The organism is Streptosporangium sp. NPDC001681, assembly GCF_040298085.1.
Taxonomy (GTDB): Bacteria; Actinomycetota; Actinomycetes; order Streptosporangiales; family Streptosporangiaceae; genus Streptosporangium.
Genome location: NZ_JBEOZN010000129.1, coordinates 1 through 18,602 on the forward strand (window position 1 = coordinate 1; position 18,602 = coordinate 18,602).

Here is an 18,602-nt window from a genome sequence, read left to right on the forward strand (position 1 = left end):
CGAACCCCTGCATGAAGAAAACCACCCTCCCGGCACGAGCCTCAGAGACCCGCCGCACGAACCCCTGCATGAAGAAGACCCCCCTCCCTGCACGAGCCTCAGAGACCCGCCGCACGGACCTCTCGTGATCGCTCCACCGCCGGCCTCCGCCGGGAAGAGTGCCCGCCCCACCGGGCCCCTGCTGACCGCCCTGCGCCTGCGTTCCTGGTCTCTGCGGCTCTCCCCGCGCGGCCTCGTCACCGGCACCGCCATCGCCGTACTCGGCCTGGTCGTCAGCCTGGTCGCGCTGTCCGTCGGCGAGTTCACGGTCCCCATCCGCGACATCGTGGCCGCGCTGTTCGGTGAGGGGCCGCCGGTCGCCGAGCTCATCGTGAACCGCCTGCGGGCACCGCGGATCGTGACCGGCCTGCTGGTCGGTGCCGCGTTCGGGCTGAGCGGGGCGATCTTCCAGAGCCTCACCCGCAACCCGCTCGGCAGCCCCGACTTCGTCGGCCTCACCTCGGGGGCGGCCACCGGGGGCATCGCCGCCGTGGTGCTGGGCGGCGGCGCCTGGCAGATCGCGGGGGCCTCGCTCGCCGGGTGCGTCGCCAGCGCGCTGATCGTGTACGCCCTGGCCTTCCAGCGCGGGGTGCAGGGCTACCGGCTGATCCTGGTCGGCATCGGGGTCAACGCACTGCTGATCTCCGCCGACTGGTACATGCTGACCCGCGCCGACATCGGCGACGCGGCCACCGCCGGGGCGTGGATCACCGGCAGCCTCGGCGGGCGCGGCTGGGAGCACGCGATCCCGGTCGCGTGCGCGGTGGCCGTGCTCCTGCCCGCCTGCGCCTGGCTGTCACGCCCGCTGCGGATGATGGAGATGGGCGACGACGCGGCCAGGGCCATGGGCATCCGCGTCGAGCCGGTGCGCGCGGCGGCGATCGCCGTCGGCGTGCTGCTGTGCGGTGTCGCCACCGCCGCCACCGGACCCGTGATCTTCGTGGCGATGGCCGCTCCCCAGCTGGCCCGGCGGATCAGTCGTTCCCCCGGCGTCACCCTGGTCACCTCGGCGCTGACCGGCGCCACCCTGCTGGTCTGCGCCGACCTGGCCGCGCAGCGCCTCTTCGCGCCGGTCCAGCTGCCGGTGGGAATCATGACCGCCGCGATCGGCGGCGTATACCTGGTGTTTCTCCTGCGGAGGGAACGACGTTGAGACTGTACGGCACCGGCCTGACCCTCTCCTACGACAAGCGCGTGGTGGCCAGGGACCTGGACGTCACGATCCCCGACGGGTCGTTCACCGTGATCATCGGCCCCAACGCGTGCGGCAAGTCCACGATGCTGCGCGCCCTGGCCCGGATGCTCAAGCCCCGCGCGGGGGCGGTCCACCTGGACGGATCCGTGATCACCTCGCTGCCGTCCAAGGAGGTGGCGCGCAGGCTGGGCCTGCTGCCGCAGAGCTCGATCGTGCCCGACGGCATCACGGTCGCCGACCTGGTGGGCCGGGGCCGCTACCCACACCAGCGGATGATGCGCCAGTGGTCCCGCGAGGACGAGGCCGCGGTGGCGGCGGCCATGGAGTCGACGGACGTGACCGAGCTGGCCGACCGCTGCGTGGACGAACTCTCCGGCGGCCAGCGCCAGCGCGTCTGGCTGGCCATGGCGCTGGCCCAGGAGACCCCGATCCTGCTGCTCGACGAGCCGACCACCTTCCTGGACATCGCCCACCAGATCGAGGTGCTCGACCTCTGCGCCGACCTGCACGAGCAGGGCAGGACCCTGGTCGCCGTGCTGCACGACCTGAACCAGGCCTGCCGCTACGCCACCCACCTGATCGTGATGCGCGACGGCCGGATCGTCGCCGAGGGCGATCCCTCCGCGATCGTCACCGCCGACCTGGTAAGGGAGGTCTTCGAGCTGCGCTGCGAGATCATCGAGGACCCGCAGAGCGGCACCCCGCTGATCGTCCCCGAGACCCGCCGCCGCGCTCCCGCGCCGCTGGGGCGAGGCTAGGTCCTGTCCTGCGCGGCGGCCGGTCAGGAGGGTCAGCCCGTGACCCGCCCCGCGGGCTCGTTCTCGGCGGCCGACACCGTGACGATGTCCTGCCCGCGTGTCTCCGGTCCGAAGGCGAGGGCGATGAGGGTGATGGTGGTCAGCACCGCCAGGTAGACCGCGACGGCCCACCAGTGGCCGGTCCAGGCCAGCAGCGCGGTGGCGATCAGCGGCAGGAAGCCGCCGGCGAGCACCGAACCGAGCTCGCGGGCGAACGCGAAGCCGGACAGCCGGGTCTTGGTGTCGAAGAGCTCGGCGAAGTAGGCCGCCTGCGGGGCCAGCATGGCCGGGTAGAAGACGCCGAGGCCGACCACGAAACCGATGACGATCAGCACCGGTGACAGGGTCTCCAGCAACATGAAGTACGGCACCAGCCACAGCAGCGAGGCGATCGCCCCACCCGCGTAGACGGGCCTGCGGCCGACCCGGTCCGACAGGATCGCCCACAGGGGGACGGCGACGATCTGTACCGCGGAGGCGATGACGACCGCCAGCAGGGTGAACGAACGGTCGATGCCGAGCTGGTTGACGGCGAAGGCGACACCGAAGACGGGGAAGAGGTAGGCGAAGGAGTTCTCGGCGAACCGGGCGCCGACGACCACCAGGAAGCTGCGGGGGTGCTTGCGCAGCACGGCGAGCACCGGCGTCTTGGTGGCCTGTACGGCTCCCCTGGCCTCGGCCCTCTCCGCCTCCTCGAAGGCGGGCGTCTCGTCGATGCGGCGCCTGATGAGGTAGCCGACCAGCAGCAGCAGCGCGCCCAGCAGGAACGGCACACGCCAGCCCCACGAGCGGAACGCGTCGTCGGGCAGCAGGAGCATGAGCTGGAAGACACCCGTCGACAGCAGGGTGGCGACGGCGAACCCGGTGGGCGCCCAGGCGCCGGCGGCGCCGCGGCGGGTCTGGTCACCGTGTTCCACGGACAGCACGACCGCGCCCGCGTACTCCCCTCCGGCGGCGAACCCCTGCAGCAGGCGCAGCCCGATCAGCAGGACCGGCGCCCAGAAGCCGATCTGGTCGTACGACGGCAGCAGGCCGATCAGCGTGGTCGCCACGCCCATCAGCGTGATCGTGAGGATCAGCATCCTCTTGCGGCCGGCCCGGTCGCCCAGGTTGCCCAGCACGATCCCGCCGATCGGCCGCGCCATGAAACCGACCGCGTAGGTGGCGAACGCCGCCAGCGTGCCGACGAGCGGGTCCCCGTTCGGGAAGAACAGCTCGTTGAGGATGAGGGCGGCGGCCGTCCCGTAGATCAGGAAGTCGTACCACTCCAGGGTCGTGCCGACGAGCGCGGCGATCCCGGCTCGTCGTGCCTGCTGCTTGTCGTGCGGTATTGCGGTTGTCGCCATGGCGCCAGTTCCTTCGATCACATGAGGGGTGGTTCTACCTGGGCGGTCGCCGGGTCACGGCGCCACCCTGGATGGGGCCGACCAGCTCGGCGTACTGCCCGAGCAGGCCGGAATCCGTCCCGGGTTCGTGGGACAGAACAGGATTTCCCTGGCGTACCGGATCGGTGTCCACGGTGCGGGCGTCAAGGTCGATCGTGACGCGGTCACCGTCCAGAAGCCCGGCGAGAGGTCCCCCGTCGGCGGCCTCCGGCATGACCTGGCCGACGACCAGACCGTAGTTGAGCCCGGAGAGTTCTCCGTCCGTGACGACGGCGACCTGGCCGCTGAGGCCGGCGCCGTTGAGCGCCGCGACGAAGTTGGCCGCGAAGACCGTGCCGGGGCCGCCGCGCACGCCCATGCCGCGCAGCACGATCACCTGTCCGGGCACGATCTCCCCGTTCCCGAGCCCCGCGATCGCCTCGTCCTCGCCGACGAAGACCTTGGCCGGGCCCTCGAACCTGCGGCTCGTCGCCGCGCTCACCCCCGCGAGCTTCACGATCGCGCCATCCGGGGCCAGCGAGCCGCGGACGATGAGCAGGCCGGGTTCCGGCTTCACCGGGTCGTTCAGCTCCCGCAGCACCTTGCCGTCCGCGGCGCGGGCCTCGGCGGCCAGCTCGCCGACCGTGCGGCCCGAGACGGTGAGCGCGCCGGAGTGCAGGCGGGGCAGAAGCGTCCGCATGACGGTCTGCACGCCGCCGATCTCGTCGAGGTCCCACACCTGGTCGGTGCCGTTGGGGCGGATGGCGGCCAGCTGCACGGCGTCCCGCCCCCTGGCCTCGACCGTCGCGACGACGTCGAGACCCAGATCGGCCTCCGCGGCGATCGCGGACAGATGGCGGACGCAGTTGACGGACCCGCCCAGGGCGAGGGCGACCTCGACGGCGTTCTCGATCGCCTCGGCCGTCAGCACCTTCCTGGCGGTGAGCCCCTCGTGGATCATCTCGACCACCCGGCGCCCGGCTTCCTCGGCCCTGGCCAGCATCCGCTCGGAGTTGGCCCGGGTCGGCGCCGAGCCCGGCACGGTCATGCCGAGCGCCTCGGCCAGGCAGTGCATGGTGTTGGCGGTGGCCAGCCCCGCGCAGACACCCGGCCCGGTGATGCCCGCGTCCGCCAGGTCCCCCAGCTCGTCGACGCCCATGGTGCCCGCGGCGACCGCGCCCACCGACTCGTAGACGGTGTCGATGTCGACCGAGCAACCCGCGTAGGTCCCGCCGCGCTGGTAGCCGCCGATGACGACCACGGAGGGCAGATCGAGCCTGGCGGCGGCCATCAGGTGCGCCGGCGTGGTCTTGTCACAGGAGGACAGGAAGACGATGCCGTCCAGCACGGCGCCCTCGACCGCGGCCTCCACGTCGTTCACCACGAGGTCGCGGGTGGGCATGAGGTAGCGGCCGTTGCGGCCGGCGGTGGTGATGAAGTCGCTCGGCGCGGTGGTGCGGATCTCGAAGGGCAGCCCACCCGCCTCGCGTACCGCGTCGGCGACCCGGGTGGCCACGTCGTCGAGGTGGATGAAGCACACCGAGAGCTTCGACGACGTGTTGACAATCGCGATCTTCGGCTTCAGCTGGTCCTCCAGGCTGATGCCCATGGCGCTCCACTGCGCCCGCCGCACGGCCCAGCGCGAGGTGCCGGGTGTGAAGTTGCTGCGGAGTACGGTGCCGTCCCCCCTGGGGACATCTGCGGCGTTGGCCGCACCGTCGACGTTACTGCCGGCGTTACTGTCGGCGTTGTGGCTCACAGCGCGCTCCCGTTCTGTGTCATCGCGGATCTGACCCTGGCCCCGTCAAGACGGCGGTAGGGGGTGCCCTCGTCGAGGGAGAGGACGGTGGCCACCCCTGCGGCGTGGCCGTACTCGAAGCACTGGGCGGTGACCCTGGCCGAGGCGAGCGCCTCGTGCTGGGCGCTCAGGCAGCGGCCCGCGACGATGACGTTCTCCCCCGCCTCGGGCACGAGGGTGAGGTACGGGACCTCGTAGTAGTCGTCGATCAGCCAGTGCAGCTTGGGCCGGTCTCCGTCGTGCAGCTCGATCGGCCACGGGCTGCGGACGATACCCGAGGAGTCCTTGCGCCCCGTCACGACCGCCTCGTTGCTCAGGGTCTCGACGCCGACGACGCTGCGCGTCTGGCGAACGCCCGCCTCCACGCCGGTGTCGACGACGAAACCGCCCGCGCAGCCCGGCATGGTCTCGATGAGGAAGTCGGCGTACGCCCTGACCTGACGGCGGCCCCCGACCTCCGCCTCGGTGAAGTCGGCGGGGTCGATGACGTTGAGCATGCGCCCGTCGGCCCCGGTGAGCCGGGTGGCGTTGACCATCAGCTCGCCGGGGCGGGGGGTGGTGAAGATCCAGATCTTCTGCCGGGGCAGGTCGGCGCCGAGTGCCCTGGCCTCCTTGATCCGCTCGGTCACCCAGGGCGGGCAGATGGTGTCCTCGCCGTAGCCGTCCAGGAACGCCTCGACGTCGACCCCGCCGAGGCGGAAGAACATGGTGGGGTTCTGGATCCGCCCGTCGTCGCCGAACACGTAGCGGCCGCCCGCACGGGCCACGACCGCGGCGTCCCCGGAGGCGTCGACGGTACGGGCCGCGCGCACGACGCCGACCCCGGCGTTCGAGGAGAGCACGGCGCCCCGGTACTCGTCCCCCTCCATCACCACACCGACGACGGAGGTGTGGAAGAGCACCCGCACGCCGGCGGCCGCCAGCAGGTCGTCGGCCGTCTCCCGCCAGACCAGCGGGTCGTGGGCGCTCGTCCACGTCTTGCCGTACCGCTGGGGACGGGTCAGGCCGCCTCGCTTGGACAGCCCCTGCCGGAAGCGCTCGGTGAAACCCCACACCACCTGTTCCGGTGAGGTGCCGGTCTCCGTCGCCAGGTACATGCCGCAGACGGTTCCGGACATGCCGGCCACCGCGGCGCCGCCCGCGAACCCGTACTTCTCGACGAGCAGCACGCTCTTGCCGGCCTCCGCGGCCACCACGGCCGCGGCCACTCCCGCGGCCCCGCCGCCGACCACGAGCACGTCGACGTCGGCCACGACGGGGTAGTCCGCGTCGGGGGACACCACTGCGGGTAGTCGCCAATGGACCACCGATATATCGGTCATGTATTGACCGTACATCACAAGGCGGTACTATTGTCCAGTCCGGAAATCCTCTTGAAACATCGCAGACACGGGGTGACGGGTGTCCCTGCCGAACAAATCCGACCGCGCCTACGACGCGATCGAGAACATGATCACTTTTCAGGAGCTCGTGCCGGGGTCACTCATATCCGAGTCCATGCTCATGGAGCGCACCGGCCTCGGCAGGACGCCCGTCCGTGAGGCGCTCCAGCGGCTGTCCCGCGAGCGCATGGTGGAGATCCACCCCAACCGGGGGGTGTTCGTCCCGCCCACCTCCATCGAGGCCCAACTGAAACTCCTGGAGCTGAGGCGCACCCTGGAGGCCCTGGCGGTCAAGCTCGCCACCCACCGCGCCGTCCCCGAGCAGAAACGCCAGATGCAGGAGGTCGTCGAGCACTTCAGGGACTGCGAGCCGGACGTGCGCTCCTTCGCGACGATCCTCAAGCGCACCCACGACCTGATCGTCGCCGCCGCTCACAACGAGTACATCTCGGTGGCCATGGCGCCCCTCCAGGGGCTCTCCCGCAGGTTCTGGTTCGCACACCTGAAGGATTCCGCCGAGGAACTGCGCACGGCGTCACGGCTGCACGGCGACATCCTCCGCGCCATCTGCCACGGCGACGAGACCGAGGCGGTGAACGCCTCGACCAGGCTCAACGACTATCTGGTCGACTTCGCCTACGCCACCCTGCACCCACCGGCCTGAGCGGCTCCCTCCTGGCTCGGGAAGAGGGCCGGGCGCCGCGGACGACGGCACCCGGCCCGTGGAGAACGCGGGGGCCGGGTCGTCAGCCCTCCAGCGCGACCCGGCGGGCCAGGCCCAGCGGGAGACCGCCGGAACCCGCCAGCGTGTCGTGGAAGGCGCGCAGGTCACCGCGGCCCGCGGCCAGGTAGTCGTCGCGGATGCGGTCGATCTCCAGTGCCCCCGTCAGGTAGGAGGGCGCCTGGGTGGGCCACGCGCAGTAGCGGTTGACCTCCCCCTTGGCCGTGCCGGGGGTGAGCGAGGACCTCGTGGTCATGAACTCCTCGGCCTGCTCGATCGTCATGTCACCGCAGTGCAGCGAGGTGTCCACGACGATGCGCGCCGCCCGGAAGAGCCGGAAGTCCAGGTGGGCGAGCTCCTGGGCCGGAGTGGTGAAGTAGCCCTGCTCGTGCATGAGCTTCTCGACGTACAGGCCCCAGCCCTCGGCGAAGTACGGGGTGCGGAACAGCCTGCGGGCCCGGCGTGGGTTGCCCGCCATCCAGGACAGATGCCAGTGGTGACCGGGGTACGCCTCGTGGACGGCGATGGAGGGCATCTGAGCCCTGGCGTTGGTGCGCAGCCGCTGACGGACCTGCTCCCCGGTGAAGGAGGACGGGGTGAAGGGCACGAAGAAGTGCCCGATCCTGGAGGCCGACAGGGGCGGCGGCGACAGGTAGGAGGCGACCGCGAGGATGGGCCGCTGGAACTCGGGCGACGGGACGACCAGGCACTCCTCGCCCTCGGCGAAGGTCACCAAGCCGCGCTCGCGGACGAACCTCCTGGCCCGCTCCGTCTCGGCCTCGTACTCGGCCCGCATGTCCTCCAGCGTCGGCGCGTGGTCGTCCTGAAGCCCGGTGATGACCGCGTGCCAGTCGCCCGAGCCGCCGTCCAGCCGGGCGGCGACCTCGCGCATCCGCGCGTCCAGCTCGTCGTAGGCGGCCTGTCCCCGCCTGAGCAGCTCGTCGGCGCCGTAGCCGAGCATCTCCCGCTCGCGCAGCAGCGTGGAGTAGAGCTCCTCCCCCATCCGCCAGGTGCCCTCCGCCCGGAACCCTTCGAGGAACTCCACCAGCTCGTCGAAGGCCGCCGCCGCGGGCTCGGCCGCCGCGGCCAGCCGGGCCCGCAGCGCCTCGTCGGACACCTGGCCGGGGACCGTCCCGGTGAGGAAGCGGCGAGCGGTCCGCGCCTGGCCCAGCCCCCGCTCGACCAGCAGCGGGGCCGCCAGCGCGGGGTCGAGGTTGGCCCGGCAGGCGGCGAGGACGTCCGGCACCTCGGCCAGCCGCGCGACGGCCGCGTCCACCAGCTCGGCCTCACCGGAGAGCCGCTGCAGGAACGGGCTGAACATCGAGGAGAAGATCGGGCCCACGTAGGCGGCCGGGTCACGCCGCCAGAGCGGCCACGACTCGTACGCGATCCCGCCGCGCAGCGTGGACATGACGAGTTCCCGGTCGATCTCGTCCTCGAAGTCCCCGGCGTCCTGGGCCCCCTGGAGTCGTTCCAGCCGGCGGCGCGACTCCCGCTCCCTGGCCAGGATGCCGGCCTCGGTGAAGTCACCGAGGGTCCTGTCGTACCCCGGCGCGCCCGCGAGGGCGGCATAGATGGGATTCTCCGCCAGGTACCAGTCGAGAAATTCGCTTACCAGCTGGGAGGACGTCATACCGCGAGATCCTACTTCGCAGGCGATTTCACCACCGATGTGGTCACCGGCCGGCCTTCGCCCCCTCCGAGTCCGCGGACAAGCAGGCGCGGCTCCGCCGTTCCCATAAACTTCATGACGTGGGTGACCCGAAGTTCGAGATCCAGATGCTCCACGACCGCGTCATGGTCAAGGTCGAGCAGGAGTCAGAGGAACGGCGCAGCACGGCTGGCATCGTCATCCCGGCGACGGTGAAGATGGCCAACCGCCTCGTCTGGGGTGAGGTCTGCGGCGCGGGCCAGAACGTCCGGGCGGTCAAGGTCGGCGACAAGGTCCTGTTCAACCCCGAGGACCAGTACGAGGTCGAGGTCCACAGCCAGATCTATCTGGTCATGCGCGAGCGCGACCTGCACGCCATCGCCACCCCGCAGACCGACAACGGCACCGGCCTCTACCTCTGAGCTTCACGGCTCCACGGAGGGCGTCACCACCGCCCGGTCTCCGCTGCGCCACCCCGAAGGCCGATGAGACGTCCCTACCGCGCGGATCGCCTCCTGGCTCAGTACGGCCATCCCTGAACCCGCCCTCGGGCCGCGCCGGTCATTTCCGGGTGTATCCGAGATAGAGCTTGTTGTTCCAATCCTCGGCGGAGAAGGCGGCCAGCACCCGCGTGGTCTTGCCCTTGAGGGTCGACAGGACCACCTGGTAGTGGTTCCCGGAGGGGATGACCGCGATGAAGTGCTTCTCGTCCCACCATCCCCACAGGGCCTTCGGCCGGATGCCGGGCACCTTGGCCGCGAGCCTGCCCGAGGTGCGATCCCAGACACAGACGTGCTCGGTGTAGCTGGACGGGCACCAGGTCATCAGGCCCTTGCCCGAGGGGGTGAAGGCGTCCTCACCACCGGCGGGCCTGCCGGTCTTGGCCAGGGTGCGGCGGATCGTGCCGTCCTGCCCGTAGAAGCGGGCACCGCCCTGGTACTCGGCCACCACCTCGGTGCCGTCGGAGCTCCAGCGGAATCGCGCGGCCTTGTCGACATCGGCCACGGTCACCGTCTTGGCGCTCTTCGCGGACACGTCGACGACCACGAACCCGGAGGTCACCCACGCCGAGCCGCTCTTCCGCTCGGTGGTCAGCACCGCCTTGCCGCCGTCGCGGCTCCAGTGCGCGTAGTGCGCGACGAGCGGCTTCCGCACCGTACGGATCCGGGTGCCCTTGGAGGTCGCCAGGTCGAGCAGGACGACCGAGTCGTAGCCGCTCTTGTAGGAGGTGGGCACCGCCAGCGCGCTGCCCCCCTTCGGCGCGACCGTGATCTCCTGGTAGGCGGCCTGCCGGGTGAACCCGTCACCCCGGCGCAGGTAGGTCATCTTTCCGGAGGAGTACGAGGTCACCCTGAGCGGGTCCGTGGCGTCCTCCCGTACGGTGACCCTGGTGCCGGGCAGCACGGTATCGATGGGCGCGGCCGCGGCGTGCGCGGGGAGCGGCACGATCGCCGAGGCCAGAACGACAAGGCAGCCGAGGAACCGGTAAATCCCAGGAGTCACGGACACGCCGGAATCCTAAGCCGGAAAGCTCTCAAGATCCCGATCTAGACCGAATCGGTTAGAACAGGTGTAAGAGAGGCCTGCGGTGGTCAAGGGTCGTCCTCCTCTCGGGCCATGCCGCGTCATGCCCCCTCACCCGACGCGGTCCCGCACCTCAGACACTCCCTGACCACGGGGAGGCGATGGCGCCGGTGTTCGTAGAACCGGTGACCGAGCGCCGCCGCGACGAGCACCCCGCCGAGCAGCAGGAGCATGAACGGCCCGTACTTCTCATGTCCGATCAGGCCCATGACGAGATGGGCTATGCCTGCGGCGACGATGATCGCGCCGACGTTGAGCAGTTCCCTGTTGAGCGTCCACCCCGAGGCGGATCGTTCCCGTTCCGTCTCACTCATGCCCCCAGATTCGCTACGGTCAGTTACAGGCCCCGACGGATTCCGTCACCGCGATGTAAAACGCGGAGCGGCGATGTAAAAGGCGGAGCATCTTCTCATGGCGGCAAACGTTGTGATCCATCGGGAAACAGGACTTCCCCCGCCCGCACAAAGAGCCGACGGCCGGAAGGCCGGCTCCGTCAGCCGCCGAGCCGGCGGAACCTGTGCGCCGACAACGGCAGGAAGACGGCGATCAGCAGCAGCGGCCAGGCCACCGCCATGAGGGTGGCGTTCTGCACGATCCACGACTCTCCCGCCCAGCCGGGGTTGTCGAAGAGCCTCCTGGTGGCCGTGGCGGTGGCCGAGAGCGGGTTCCACTGCGCGATCGCACCGAGCCAGCCGGGCATGGTGGCGGGATCGACGAACACACTGGACAGGAAGCCGACCGGCCAGACCAGGATCTGCACCGACGTCACCACCTCCGGCCCTCCCGATACGAGGCCGATGTAGATCCCCACCCAGAGCAGGGCGAAGCGCAGCAGCAGGAGCAGACCCACCGCGGCCAGCGCCTCGGTCAGGCCGCCCTCGGCACGCCAGCCGAGCAGCAGCCCGGCCCCGATCATGACGGCCAGCCCGACCACCGAGTTGAGCATGTCGGCGATCCCGCGGCCCATGACGACCGCCGAGGCGCTCATCGGCATCGAGCGGAACCTGTCGGTCACCCCCTTGGCCGCGTCGGTGGTGACCGCCATCATCGTGCTCTCCAGGCCGAAGAGCATGGTCATCGCGAACATGCCGGGGATCAGGAAGTCGAAGTAGCCGCCCCCGCCGGGGACGCCGATGGCGCCGCCGAACAGGCCGCCGAACATCAGCACCATCATGACCGGGAAGAGCCATCCGACGGCGACCGTTCCCGGGCGGCGGGCCCAGTGGCCCAGGTCGCGCAGGGTGATGGTCCAGGAGTCGGCCAGCGCCCAGCCGAACCTGGAGAGCGGGGAGGTGGCGGGCAGGGTCGAGGTCGTCGTACTCACGCGGATGCCTCCGTATCGGGGGTTGGGATCGTCGTGGTCACCGGGGCGCCCCTGTCGGAGACGGTGACCGCCCGCACCAGGGCGCACGGCGGCGATGTCCATGCCGGAGGTGCCCATCCGGACCCCCGGCCGGAGAGCCCGGTCGCGGCGTTCACGCGGACGCCCCGGTACGGGCGGCCGTGTGCTCGGCACCGCCCGTCAGGTGCAGGAAGACCTCGTCGAGCGTGGGGCGGCGCAGCGTGACGTCGACCGGCTCGATCCCGGCGTCGCCGAGCGCGGTGGCCATGGTGACGAGCGCCCGGGTGCGCTCGGCGACCGGGATGCTGACCCGGCGCGACTCGGCGTCCACCAAGATCCCGCCGGAGGCGACCCGCGCCGCGAGCGCCTCCGCCCTGGCCACGTCCGCCGGATCGGCGAGGACGAGATCGAGCCAGTCGCCGCCGATGGCCGACTTCAGCTCCTCCGGAGTGCCCTCGGTGACGACCCGGCCCGCCCCGAGCATGGTGATCCGGTCGGCCAGCCGGTCCGCCTCCTCCAGATACTGGGTGGTGAGCAGCACGGTCGTGCCGGAGCCGACCAGGTCGCGGATGGCCGACCACACCTCCTGGCGGGCGGCTGGGTCGAGGCCGGTGGTGGGCTCGTCCACGAAGAGCACCCGGGGTGCGACGATGAGGCTCGCCGCCAGGTCGAGCCGCCTGCGCATGCCGCCGGAGTACTCGCCGACCGGCTTGGCCCCGGCGTCCGCCAGCGAGAAGCGCTCCAGCAGCTCGCCGGCCCGCCTCCGCGCCCCGGCCGCCGACAGGTGGTTCAGCCTGCCGAACATCACCAGGTTCTGCCGCCCGCTGAGGATCTCGTCGACCGCCGCGTACTGGCCGACCAGCCCGATCCGCTCGCGCACCTGCCGCGCCTGCGTGCGGACGTCGAACCCCGCGACGCTCGCCCGGCCCGAGTCCGGGCGCAGCAGCGTGGACAGGATCCTGATCGCCGTGGTCTTGCCCGCGCCGTTGGGCCCGAGCAGGCCGCAGACCGTGCCGGCCGCCACCTCCAGGTCGAACCCGTTGAGACCCGTCCCCTCGGCGGCACCCGCGTAGTTCTTGCGCACGTCGTGCGCGGCGATCGCGAACTCCGTCGCTCTCACAGCCACCTGCTTCACCCCTGTTTCGCCTGTCTTCCCACCCGGCGCCGTCGCGCCTCCGTGGCGTAGACCGTACCGTACATCGTACGACTCAGCTACGGTGGTCCCAACGACGAAAATCTGGAGACTGTTCCCGTGAGTGCGAAGAAAGCTTCCGACGCCGACCCGGCACGCAGCCTGGCGCTCCTGTGGGGCTCGCACAGCAGGCCGGGGCGCTCCGGGCTGACCGTGCGCTCGATCGTCCTGGCGGCCATCGAGCTGGCCAACGCCGAGGGGCTCGAAGCGGTCTCGATGCGCCAGGTCGCCGAGCGGCTGGGGGCCGGGACCATGTCCCTCTACACTCACGTCCCCGGCAAGGGCGAGCTGACCGACCTCATGGTCGACACCGCGTACGGGGAGCTGTACGCCGACGTGGACGCCCCATCCCGGCAGACAGGCGGCTGGCGGGGCGCGATGGAGTTCGTCGCCGCCCGCAACTGGGACCTCTACCGGCGCAACCCGTGGCTGCTGCAGGTCATCGACGCCCGCTCCACGCTGGGGCCGAACGCGTCGCTCAAGTACGAGGCCGAGCTACGCCCGCTGGACGGCGTCGGCCTGACGGACGTCGAGATGGACTCCGTGCTGGCCCTGGTCCTCAGCCACGTGCAGAGCACCGCCAGGGCCGCGGCCAACCAGGCACGGGTCCAGCAGGAGAGCGGGATGACCGACGTCGAGTGGTGGCTGTCCAACGCCCCGCTGCTCGACAAGATCATGGACGACACCCGCTTCCCGGTCGCCTCCCGCGTCGGCCAGGCCGCGGGCCAGGCCCACCATGCGATCTCCGACCCCGCCCACGCCCTGGCCTTCGGCCTGGACCGCATCCTGGACGGCGTCGCCGACCTGATCGCGAGCCGGAACCCGGCGAACGGGAGACGGGACCGCTGATCGGGAAGCCGGGTCAGCCCGCGGCCGGGGTGGGACCGGCGGCGCGGGCGCGGAGGACGACTTCCGGCTCGAAGCGGTCACCGGAGGCACCGAGCCTGGTCGGCGAGGAGTCCGGTGGCCCGGCGGAGGCGGTGGCGGACGGTCCGCGGGCGGATACACCGGATCTCGTGGCGTCGGCGAGTGACCGCGATGCGTTGACCGGGAGGATCGGCAGGCGCATGGTCACGCCGTGACGGACGCGAGGGAGTGAGACGGCCCTGGTGAATCAGGTGGGCTCCTGCGCCGGTACGGCTGCGTCGGTTTCGGGCTCCTGCGCCGGTACGGCCACGGCGGCTTCGAGCTCCCGGGGCGGGTCGCTGAGCTGTTCGCGCAGGTAGTTCCAGACCACGGCGATCAGGGCGGCGACCGGTACGGCGAGCAGGCTGCCCACGATGCCGGCCAGGCTGCCGCCCAGCGTCACCGCGAGCAGGACCACCGCCGCGTGCAGGCCCAGGCCGTGGCTCTGCACCATCGGCTGGAGCACGTTGCCCTCCAGCTGCTGGACCGCGACGATGATGGCCAGCACGATCAGCGCGTCCGTCGGGCCGTTCGACACCAGCGTGATGAGCACGGCGACGAGGCCGGCGAACAGGGCGCCGACGATGGGGATGAACGCCGTCACGAAGGTCAGGACCGCCAGTGGGAGCACCAGCGGCACGCCCACGATCCACAGGCCGAGGCCGATGAAGACGGCATCGAGCAGGCCGACGAACGCCTGGGAGCGGACGAACGCGCCGAGGGTGTCCCAGCCGCGCTCGGCCACGGCCGGCACGTCCACGGCGAGGCGGCCGGGGAGCTGACGGGTCAGCCACGGCAGGAAGCGCGGGCCGTCCTTGAGGAAGAAGAACATCAGGAAGAGCGCGAGGACGGTGGTGACCAGACCGTTGACGACGGTGCCCACCCCGGTCACGGTGGCGGTGACGATGCCGCCGACGCTGTCCTGGATACGGGCGATCGCGGTGTCGAGCACGCTGGTGACCTGGTCGTTGCCGATGTTCAGCGGTGGCCCGGCGGCCCATTCGCGCACCTGCTTGATGCCGTTGACCACGCCGGTGGCCAGCTCTCCGGACTGTGACACGACGGGCACGACGATCAGGACCACGATGCCCGCGGCGACCAGGAGGAACAGCAGGGTCACGGCCGACGCGGCCAGGGCTGGAGGCCAGCCGTACCGGCGCAGGAGACGGGTTACCGGCCAGGTCAGCGTGGTGAGCAGCAGGGCGACCATGAGCGGCCAGACCACGGACCACATTTGGCCCACGACCCACAGGGTCACCGCGCTCATCAGCAGGACCAGCAGCATCTCCGCGGAGATGCGCGCCGAGGAGCGCAGCGCGGCCCGGGTCTTCGTGGCACTCAGCGTGGCAGGCATGTGATCACCTTATGCATCCTCGATCGGGCCCGCGTCGACGCGCAGGATTCGGGCGGATTCAGGTTGGTTCGGCACTGCGCTGCCCTGTCGAAGCGGCGCCCCGCTTCATAGTAAAAGGAGTTATATGTCCGCTTCTCGCGGAAATCCGGCAGCGGGGGCACCCGCGCCGTCGTTCTCCGGGATCCCAGGCCACGGACGCGACCGCGTCGACATCACACTCTCCTCATCTCAGGCACCCTGCGGCTGAGAACGATCACCGTGAGGAGAGACACCGAATCGGGCGGCGAAGTCCTGAAGGACGGGGCATCCGCCCCGGGTGCCGGGCGAGTGTGAAGCCGGGTCAGCCCGACGCGGGGGTGAGACCGGCGGCGCGGGCGCGGAGGACCACCTCCAGTTCGAAGCGGTCGCCGGAGGTGCCGAGCTGGTCGGCGAAGAGTTCGGTGGCCTGGCGGAGGCGGTAGCGGACGGTCTGCGGGTGGATGTGCAGCCTGGCCGCGACCTCGGTGGCGTTGCCGCTCTGCAACCAGGCCAGCAGGGTCTCGGCCAGCCGGTCGCGCTGGGCGGGGCGCAGAGCGAGCAGGGGTTCCAGCCGTGCCCTGCCCATGATCTGGATCAGCGACTCGTCCTGGAAGATCATCAGGGTGGCGAGGTGGTCGGACACCCTGATGATCCGGCGGCCGTCCAGCACCCCGCGCCTGGCCAGGGCCAGCGCGTCCCTGGCGAGCCTGAGCGAGAGACCGGCCTCCCCCACCGCGACCGCGGGGCCGATGGCCACGGTCCAGTCGGCCGCCATGGCGTTCAGCAGGCCGTGCCGCCCTGGGCCTTCGGGGTCGGGCACGACCATGCAGGGGTCGGAGCGGTCGAGGTCGACGAGCACGTCGGGCGGGAGACCCGGCCTGGGCAGATCGCCCTGGGCGCGGGCGGCCAGGGCGACGCAGGCCAGGGTGCGCGGCATGGTCCAGCGCACCGACCTGGCCAGATCGGCCACCGCGCGGGAGTCGGCGGCCGGGTGGGCGACGAGCAGGTCGAGCAGCCTGCGGCGCCGGAGTTCGAGCTCGCCCGCCACCCGGACCTGGGCCTCGGAGTAGCCGTCGGCCGCCGCGGCGGCGATCTCGTCGAGGTAGACCAGGATCGCCTCCCCGATGTCGCACATGCGCTGCCGGGACAGGTCGAGCCGCTCGGACTCCTCGGCCAGCCGTCGCCACGCCACCCTGGCGCAGATCCGCAGCGCGGACTGGAGCGAGTCGAGGGGGCGCCCCTCCGCGGCCTCCCCGCTGCCGACGGCGCGGAAGACCTCCAGCAGCCGGGACCGGCTCGCCCCCCGGTCACCGACCCGGTTCACGAATCCGGCGAGTGCCTCCTCGACGGCGTGCCTGACGATACGGGCGTAGGCGCCGCTCTGCCGGGAGTACTCCGGCACGCTGGCCCGGATCTCGCCGATCATCTCCTCGGCCAGGACGTCCAGATAGGGGCGGAGGGCCTCGGCGAACTCCCGGGGGATGTCCGCCTGCGGCTGTTCGACGACACGGGCAAGGCTCACGGGGGCTCCTCCTGGTCTCGGACGCTACTCCGATGTCAGGAAGCCGTCTTCTGACCGGAGCGCACATTTTCCCCGGCGCCCCCACTCACCCCCGTAACAAGAAATCACCCCCGCGACCACCTCCCGTGAGGCTGCCCCCACATCCCCTCGAACCAAGCCGACGAGCCGCCCAAGAACCACCCTGGGGACGTATTCCACGCTCTCTGCCCTTGAGGGACTACCCGTGAGGCCGCGCCGGCGACTGGACTGAGGAGAGAGGGGTCGTGAGGAACGAACGACCCCTCTCGACGAGGGAAGGAGCCGGATCCCAGCGGCCTCACCGCGACGCGCCAGCGTCGCAGTCAACACAGGCCGGATAAGAGCGGCCTCACCGCGACGCGCCAGCGTCGCAGTCAGTACAGTGTCGCAGTCAGTACAGCGTCGCAGTCAATACTTAGAAGTAGCCGGTGCCCGTGATGGCGGCCGTCGTGTCACCCATGTTCTTCACCCGGTAGCGGATGCACTGGGCGGGCTGGGGAGTATTGGCGGCGACGTACGCGGCGTGGTCGTTGGCGGCGATCGGCACCGACCCGATGTACCGGCCGCGGCAGTTGCCGACCTTGACCTTGACGGGCACGCTGTTGTTGTCCAGCTTGACCAGCACGTTTCCGTTGTACTGGCGCCCGGGGACGAGCTCGGGCGTGAGGAACACCTCCTCTCCTGGCTGCACCCTCGCGGACAGGTTGACATCATCGGCGTGGGCGGGGGTGCCGGTCAGGGCGACGGCTCCGGCGGCCGCCAGGACCAACATCGAGGACAGGGCGCGCATCGAACGTCACTCTCCTTATTCGTCTCTGCCGATCCGTCCCTGCGGATCGGACGTGGAGACACTACGGAGAGTCACATCCAGGGATGCCAACGAGGTGACCGAGTCCGGGTAAAACTCCTGGGAGTACGGTTCTGCTTCCCGTACGTACCGCGTCATTGCCACTCAGAGCGGGCAGCCCTTGCCGTCACCGAAGAGGGCGCCGCCTCGCGTTGGAGGCGGGCTATCGGGTGAGGAGCTTCTGGGCCTCGACGATCAGGTCGAGGTTGAGGCTGAGCTTGAGGCCGTAGTAGACGATGGCGGTGGCGGTCACCGCGGCGACGAGGACGACCAGGACCTTGACGCTCCAGCCCTGGCGGCCCAGCCAGGCCGTCCAGGCCGACAGGGTCCGCTTGCCGAACTCCAGCAGCCGGTGTGCCCAGTGGAACTCGGTGGCCAGCACCGCCAGCCCCGCGAAGACGACCAGCCAGCCGGGGCCGGGGAAGGGCACCATGATGAGACCACCGACGACCAGCACCGCACCGATGGTACCGATGACGATCTTCAGGGTGAGACGTCCGGTGCGGGTGGACCTGATCCCGTCGAGCCAGCCGTGGATACCGGACCGCTCGGCGGCCTCATCCTTCAGCACGTCGGCGTCACCGGTCTCGCGGGCCTCACTTCGCCTGTCAACGATCTCGTTCGGAGTGTCGGTGGCGCCGGTTTCCGACGGGCGCCCCGTCTCGTCCTGAGGGCTGCACACCCCGTCTGAGACCGCCATACTCTCCCCCGGACAATCGGTTTCCTTCACAATAGGGTCTGCCGAGCGGCCCGGCCGCCGTTGACGCCTTACATCATCCTTAAGGCTGAGGCCATGGGGTTCTCCAGGCGAAGGCCGCGAGACCCCGCCTACGGCTCGGCCGCGATACCCGGCCCCCCTCGTTCAGCCGGAT

The 18,602-nt window shown here is 70.7% G+C and carries 18 protein-coding genes; 5 read left to right on the forward strand and 13 right to left on the reverse strand.

Annotation, left to right across the window (positions count from 1 at the left end):
* The first annotated feature begins 124 nt into the window (after window positions 1-124).
* Together ABT130_RS38385 and ABT130_RS38390 are read left to right on the forward strand one after the other, a co-directional pair.
* Window positions 125-1,192 (forward strand): FecCD family ABC transporter permease, encoded by a 1,068-nt coding sequence (locus ABT130_RS38385; RefSeq protein ID WP_350964113.1) that lies wholly within the window; start codon window positions 125-127, stop codon window positions 1,190-1,192.
* Window positions 1,189-1,992 (forward strand): ABC transporter ATP-binding protein, encoded by an 804-nt coding sequence (locus tag ABT130_RS38390; RefSeq protein WP_350915023.1) that lies wholly within the window; start codon window positions 1,189-1,191, stop codon window positions 1,990-1,992. The genes ABT130_RS38385 and ABT130_RS38390 overlap by 4 nt, the downstream gene beginning before the upstream one ends.
* 32 nt (window positions 1,993-2,024) lie before the next feature.
* Here the strand turns inward: ABT130_RS38390 and ABT130_RS38395 are convergent, their stop codons facing one another.
* From ABT130_RS38395 to ABT130_RS38405, 3 genes are read right to left on the reverse strand one after another with little or no spacing between them, the layout of a single operon-like run.
* Window positions 2,025-3,377 carry an MFS transporter gene (locus ABT130_RS38395; protein ID WP_350915025.1) on the reverse strand — a complete coding sequence of 451 codons (1,353 nt, stop codon included), beginning with the start codon at window positions 3,375-3,377 and terminating at the stop codon, window positions 2,025-2,027.
* A gap of 34 nt (window positions 3,378-3,411) precedes the next feature.
* Window positions 3,412-5,154: a dihydroxy-acid dehydratase gene (ilvD, locus tag ABT130_RS38400; RefSeq protein WP_350915027.1), complete on the reverse strand. Its 1,743-nt coding sequence runs from the start codon at window positions 5,152-5,154 to the stop codon at window positions 3,412-3,414.
* Complete coding sequence (locus tag ABT130_RS38405) at window positions 5,151-6,515, reverse strand: FAD-dependent oxidoreductase (protein WP_350915029.1); 1,365 nt, start codon at window positions 6,513-6,515, stop codon at window positions 5,151-5,153. The genes ilvD and ABT130_RS38405 overlap by 4 nt, the downstream gene beginning before the upstream one ends.
* Window positions 6,516-6,594: 79 nt before the next feature.
* Between ABT130_RS38405 and ABT130_RS38410 the strand changes: the two genes are divergently transcribed.
* Window positions 6,595-7,239 (forward strand): GntR family transcriptional regulator, encoded by a 645-nt coding sequence (locus ABT130_RS38410; protein ID WP_350915031.1) that lies wholly within the window; start codon window positions 6,595-6,597, stop codon window positions 7,237-7,239.
* Window positions 7,240-7,321: 82 nt separating this feature from the next.
* On the opposite strand, the gene ABT130_RS38415 is transcribed toward ABT130_RS38410, so the two are convergent.
* Entirely contained in the window at window positions 7,322-8,929 is a 1,608-nt protein-coding gene (locus ABT130_RS38415) for a DUF885 domain-containing protein (protein ID WP_350915033.1), read from the reverse strand.
* A gap of 119 nt (window positions 8,930-9,048) precedes the next feature.
* Between ABT130_RS38415 and ABT130_RS38420 the strand changes: the two genes are divergently transcribed.
* Window positions 9,049-9,369: a GroES family chaperonin gene (locus ABT130_RS38420; protein ID WP_350915035.1), complete on the forward strand. Its 321-nt coding sequence runs from the start codon at window positions 9,049-9,051 to the stop codon at window positions 9,367-9,369.
* Window positions 9,370-9,508: 139 nt separating this feature from the next.
* Here the strand turns inward: ABT130_RS38420 and ABT130_RS38425 are convergent, their stop codons facing one another.
* The 4 genes from ABT130_RS38425 to ABT130_RS38440 form a co-directional block, all read right to left on the reverse strand.
* Complete coding sequence (locus ABT130_RS38425; RefSeq protein WP_350915037.1) at window positions 9,509-10,456, reverse strand: TolB-like translocation protein; 948 nt, start codon at window positions 10,454-10,456, stop codon at window positions 9,509-9,511.
* Window positions 10,457-10,572: 116 nt separating this feature from the next.
* On the reverse strand, window positions 10,573-10,845 hold the full coding sequence (locus ABT130_RS38430; RefSeq protein WP_350964116.1) for a hypothetical protein: 273 nt from the start codon (window positions 10,843-10,845) through the stop codon (window positions 10,573-10,575).
* A gap of 179 nt (window positions 10,846-11,024) precedes the next feature.
* Window positions 11,025-11,855, reverse strand: a complete 831-nt coding sequence (locus ABT130_RS38435; protein ID WP_350964119.1) for an ABC transporter permease — start codon at window positions 11,853-11,855, stop codon at window positions 11,025-11,027.
* 151 nt (window positions 11,856-12,006) lie between these two features.
* The gene (locus ABT130_RS38440) at window positions 12,007-12,999 is read right to left on the reverse strand and encodes an ATP-binding cassette domain-containing protein (RefSeq protein ID WP_451935522.1); all 993 of its coding nucleotides are present in this window, start codon (window positions 12,997-12,999) and stop codon (window positions 12,007-12,009) included.
* Between the two features lie 126 nt (window positions 13,000-13,125).
* Between ABT130_RS38440 and ABT130_RS38445 the strand changes: the two genes are divergently transcribed.
* On the forward strand, window positions 13,126-13,914 hold the full coding sequence (locus ABT130_RS38445) for a TetR/AcrR family transcriptional regulator (RefSeq protein WP_350964122.1): 789 nt from the start codon (window positions 13,126-13,128) through the stop codon (window positions 13,912-13,914).
* Window positions 13,915-13,927: 13 nt separating this feature from the next.
* On the opposite strand, the gene ABT130_RS38450 is transcribed toward ABT130_RS38445, so the two are convergent.
* The 5 genes from ABT130_RS38450 to ABT130_RS38470 all read right to left on the reverse strand — a co-directional run bounded on the left by ABT130_RS38450 (window position 13,928) and on the right by ABT130_RS38470 (window position 18,430).
* Window positions 13,928-14,134 carry a hypothetical protein gene (locus ABT130_RS38450; RefSeq protein WP_350964124.1) on the reverse strand — a complete coding sequence of 69 codons (207 nt, stop codon included), beginning with the start codon at window positions 14,132-14,134 and terminating at the stop codon, window positions 13,928-13,930.
* Between the two features lie 45 nt (window positions 14,135-14,179).
* Window positions 14,180-15,325 carry an AI-2E family transporter gene (locus ABT130_RS38455; protein ID WP_350964125.1) on the reverse strand — a complete coding sequence of 382 codons (1,146 nt, stop codon included), beginning with the start codon at window positions 15,323-15,325 and terminating at the stop codon, window positions 14,180-14,182.
* 340 nt (window positions 15,326-15,665) lie between these two features.
* On the reverse strand, window positions 15,666-16,865 hold the full coding sequence (locus ABT130_RS38460) for a PucR family transcriptional regulator (protein ID WP_350915050.1): 1,200 nt from the start codon (window positions 16,863-16,865) through the stop codon (window positions 15,666-15,668).
* 433 nt (window positions 16,866-17,298) lie between these two features.
* Entirely contained in the window at window positions 17,299-17,673 is a 375-nt protein-coding gene (locus ABT130_RS38465) for a hypothetical protein (RefSeq protein ID WP_350964127.1), read from the reverse strand.
* 220 nt (window positions 17,674-17,893) lie between these two features.
* Window positions 17,894-18,430, reverse strand: coding sequence for a TIGR02611 family protein (locus tag ABT130_RS38470; protein ID WP_350915054.1), 537 nt, complete (start codon window positions 18,428-18,430; stop codon window positions 17,894-17,896).
* Window positions 18,431-18,602 lie beyond the last annotated feature (172 nt).